General features: G+C 65.2%; 7 protein-coding genes. 3 read left to right on the top strand and 4 right to left on the bottom strand.

The window, feature by feature from the left end; translation table 11 throughout:
• The coding region (locus AAGA11_22750; protein ID MEM9605696.1) for a hypothetical protein at positions 1-191 on the top strand (191 nt) is incomplete at its 5' end.
• Positions 192-299: 108 nt separating this feature from the next.
• Here AAGA11_22750 and AAGA11_22745 read toward each other — a convergent pair.
• The 4 genes from AAGA11_22745 to AAGA11_22730 all read right to left on the bottom strand — a co-directional run bounded on the left by AAGA11_22745 (position 300) and on the right by AAGA11_22730 (position 2,625).
• Positions 300-491, bottom strand: coding sequence for a hypothetical protein (locus tag AAGA11_22745; GenBank protein MEM9605695.1), 192 nt, complete (start codon positions 489-491; stop codon positions 300-302).
• Between the two features lie 113 nt (positions 492-604).
• Positions 605-1,666, bottom strand: coding sequence for an adenylate/guanylate cyclase domain-containing protein (locus AAGA11_22740; GenBank protein MEM9605694.1), 1,062 nt, complete (start codon positions 1,664-1,666; stop codon positions 605-607).
• Positions 1,667-1,722: 56 nt separating this feature from the next.
• Positions 1,723-2,424 (bottom strand): LysR family transcriptional regulator, encoded by a 702-nt coding sequence (locus tag AAGA11_22735; protein MEM9605693.1) that lies wholly within the window; start codon positions 2,422-2,424, stop codon positions 1,723-1,725.
• 3 nt (positions 2,425-2,427) lie between these two features.
• A complete protein-coding gene (locus AAGA11_22730) occupies positions 2,428-2,625 on the bottom strand; it encodes a LysR family transcriptional regulator (GenBank protein MEM9605692.1) in 198 nt (65 codons plus the stop codon).
• Positions 2,626-2,709: 84 nt separating this feature from the next.
• Between AAGA11_22730 and AAGA11_22725 the strand changes: the two genes are divergently transcribed.
• Positions 2,710-3,192: a hypothetical protein gene (locus tag AAGA11_22725; GenBank protein MEM9605691.1), complete on the top strand. Its 483-nt coding sequence runs from the start codon at positions 2,710-2,712 to the stop codon at positions 3,190-3,192.
• 79 nt (positions 3,193-3,271) lie between these two features.
• On the top strand, positions 3,272-3,796 hold a 525-nt coding region (locus AAGA11_22720), incomplete at its 3' end, for an ABC transporter substrate-binding protein (protein ID MEM9605690.1).

Here is a 3,796-nt window from a genome sequence, read left to right as displayed (position 1 = left end):
TGCCTTTTGTTTCCCTTCCTTGGCTGGGCGATAGCAGTCATTTGCAATCCATCCTCCATGACGAATGTGTGGCGTGTCCAGAACACCGGGAAGCAAATTATTTGCGTATCAATAGGATACACAACAAAAAGACCGATTACAGCGATGTTTACCGTTTTGAGCAAAAAAGTATTGCTCTCCAGTTTATTTGAGCTAATAAAGTGTATCCGGGTACTACAAAACAACAGAGTGTAGGCTTTTAATAATACGTGTTGACCTTTGCAGTTCGTTATCTTGGTGAAGATATGGGGTCGTAGTTCTCACACTTGCTTCTCAGGTCTTGATTCGGGCGATAAGGGTAGCTCAGCAAGCTCGACGGCGTTGCGCACCACGGCAAACGTGCGTTGCCCGTGCCGCGCACGCAGCACATCGATACAGCACTGAAGCTCGCGTTCCTTGCGGCCGCGCAATTGCGCCGGCTGCAGCAAGGGGCTGCGTGGGGGGTCCTGCATGGGTCTGTCCAAAAGTCCGTTGACCGGGTGCGTGTGGGGCAGCACGACGGCCCTAGCTTAGCGCGCTGAGCGACAGACTCAATGCCGTTTTGCGCTTTGCTGCGGGCGACGCCTCACCCGGTGGCAGAGTGTGCCGTCGGGTAACCCAATTCGAACAGTTCCAGGGCCTCGGTCTTGCCCTTGAGCCGGATGGGCCCGATCGAGCGGGCGGTCACGGTGGGTGGCAGCGCGGTCAGCGCGAGCAGGGTGTCCGACACCAGCAGGCGGGCGCCGCGCTCGCGCGCCACGCCTTCGACCCGCGCCGCGGTGTTGACCACGTCGCCGACGAACACGATCTGGCGGCGGCGCTCACCGATTTCACCGGCGACGACATCACCGCAGTGCACGCCGCTTCGGAAGGCGGGCACATGGCCGTGCTGTGACGCGAACTCGGTGCGCCGCTGCTCGATCGCCGCTTCCATCGCCACGTGGCAGTGGATCACCCGAGCGTTTGCCTCGGGTGTGCCCACCGGCCAGGTCGCGACGATCTCATCGCCGACATACTGGTAAATTTCACCCCCGTGCTGTGCGATGGGGTGCTCGAGCGTCTCGATGAAATCCCGCAAAAAGGCGTGGTAACCGACCGAGCCGAGACCCTCGGCGATGGCGGTCGAATCGCAGAGGTCGAGGAACAGGAAAATGCGGCGTTCATCGATGGGCTGTCGGTAGCGCCCGGTCAGGAACTCGAACAGCAGCCGCCCACCGACCAGGCTGCGCAACCGCATGGTCGCCGTCATGATCAGACCAACCGCCACCGAGAACAGCATGTCGGCGCGGAACAGGCGGTCGACGAAGACGGTGCCGTCGTCGGTGTAACGCGCGCCGCTGCTGTCGCCGAGCCACAACGGCAGCACCTGCAGGCTGAAGGCCATCACCGACACCCAGACGACCGCCGACAACGCGATGAACAGCGCGAGCGGCTGCCGCCGCAGCCAGCGTCCGCGCGGGTGGTGCACGTAGCCCACTTCGAACACGGCGATGCCGCCCGCAATCGAGGCGCCGATGGCCGCGCCAAGGCTCAATCCGCCGTCGGACAGGAGGCTGTAGACCACACCGATCAGCGTGCCGATGGCGACGAAGACGGCAATCAGGGTCGCGCGTCGGCGGACGGCAGCGGTGTCAGTGTCGGCGTTCATGCAGGCGGCAGGGTACACCCTTTGCTGTGATCCGGCGCGGCACCCGGGTCGCGCTGTCAGCCGGTTGCGAGCTGCTCTGCCGTGATCGCCGTGGCGGCGAAATCAAAAAAGGCGTGCACGCGTGCACTGCGGCGGACATCGGGGTGGGCGAGCAGCCAGAGGTCCCAGGTGTAGCGGCTGTCGCCTGGGTGCACAGCCACCAGCGCCGGGTTGCGGTCGCCGAGGTAGCAGGGCAAGGCGGCAAGGCCGAGGCCCGCGCTGACCATGTCGTACACGCCCATGACCGTGTTGATCACGGTGCTCGGCGCCTCGGCCGGTTTCACGGCCTGCGCAAGTTGGCTCATTGGCGCGCGGTGCAGGTCGTCGTCGAGCAGGATCCAGCGCTGGGTTGCAGGTGCGTCCGCCGACACGATCGACCAGTAGTCTTGGTGTGCATACACCGCACACGGTAGCGCGTGCAGTTTCCGGCCGACCCAGAGGGGAGGTGGTTCCCGGGTGGGTCGGAGCGCGATGTCGGCGTCGCGTTGGGCGAGGTCGAGCGGCTGCGCGTCCGAAAGCAGACGCAGCGTGACATCGGGGTGGCGCACCTGGAAGGCGTGGGCAACCGGGGTCAGGCAGTGCAACAGCGAATCGGTGGTCGTGACCGTCAGTTTGCCCTCGAGCCGGAGATCCTGCCCCGAGAGTGTGGTTTCGATGGCGTTCATGCCCTCGCACAGGTGGCCCGCGCGTCGGTGAAACCACTCGCCCGCCGCGGTCATCGCTTAGCCGCCTTTCTGACGCTCGAACAAACGCACACCCAGTGCCGTCTCGGCACCCTCGACCCGGCGGAACACGGTGGAGTGGTTGACGCCGAGCAGGCGCGCTGCCCCGGCCAGGCTGCCGGTCTCGCAGACCGCGAGGAGGTAGGGCATGTCGCTCCAGGCCAACTTCGGCAAGGCCCGTTGCCGCTGTGCTTTCATGCAAAGTCCACTTGCGAGTAACGCCGATTTACGTGCGCTTATCATACAGCCAGACTGCAGCTATCCACACCCGGGAGCCGTCGAATGACTTCAGCCCTGACCCTGCCGCACCGCACCGGGCCGTTGCCCGAAACGTCCTCGCAGCTGCCGCACTCGCAGTTGACACAGCACGGGCCCGATGCCGTCATCGACGCGCTGCACGCATGGTGTTTTGCGCTGCCCGACGTCGCCAACCAGCACAGTTTGATTTCGGTACCGGGTTCGCGTGCGCTGGTGTTGTGCGACGGCGTCGACTGCGACCCGGCCGCCTTCATGGTCGGGCGCGAGTTCGCCCACATTCACCCGCACCCGGACAACGGCAGCATGCACGTGCAACTGCGCGCCGAGGACGCCGCCGCGGTGATCGACGCCGGTTGGGGTGAAAGCCACTACCTCGTCACCCAGGGCCATTTGCCGTTCGGACTCGTACTGGTGTTCTCACCGCGCGATGCCGACGAGCTCGAGACGGTCAAACGCATCGTCGCCCGATCGCACGCCTTCGCCACCGGGCAGCCGCCACCGCCGTGACGGCCGCGGGCGCCGCTCGCGTCCGTCTTGTCACACGCCGGGCGATAGCGCCCGACACACACCTTCTCTGGAGAGTCCCATGACACCACGCCACCTTCAGGGCGTTGCTGCGCTGTGCGCGGCGCTTTGCGCCCCCGTTGCCGCACTCGACATCGAAACGCGTTCGCTCGACGAGCTGTACGCCGCCGCACTCGCCGAAGGCGGCGAGTTCGTCTTGCGGGCAGGGGGCGACAAGCCCGACCAGGTGGACGGCTACCTCGACCGCTTCAAGGCCCGTTTTCCGGCCCTGAAGGTCGAGCACACCGTCGACGTGAGCCTGAACCACGCGCCGCGCTACGACAACGCGCGCGCAGCCGGGGGCGACACCGGGGTGCCGGACGTCATTCAGTTCCAGACGCTGCACGACTTCCACCACTACGTGGCCCACGGCCAGTTGGACGCCTACAAGCCGAAGCACTGGGACGCGGTGTTCCCTGACCAGAAAGACCCCCACGGACGTTGGGTGGGTCTCTACGGCGTGACCTTCAGCAACCTCGCGAACCTTGAGGCCCTGGATGGCGTCGACCCGCCCCGCGACGCGCTGGATTACCTCGACCCCGCGCTG

The organism is Pseudomonadota bacterium, assembly GCA_039196715.1.
In the GTDB taxonomy this organism is placed as follows: domain Bacteria; phylum Pseudomonadota; class Gammaproteobacteria; order CALCKW01; family CALCKW01; genus CALCKW01.
The sequence above is the reverse complement of the archived record's forward strand: the minus strand, read 5'-3'. Positions and strand labels throughout refer to the sequence as shown.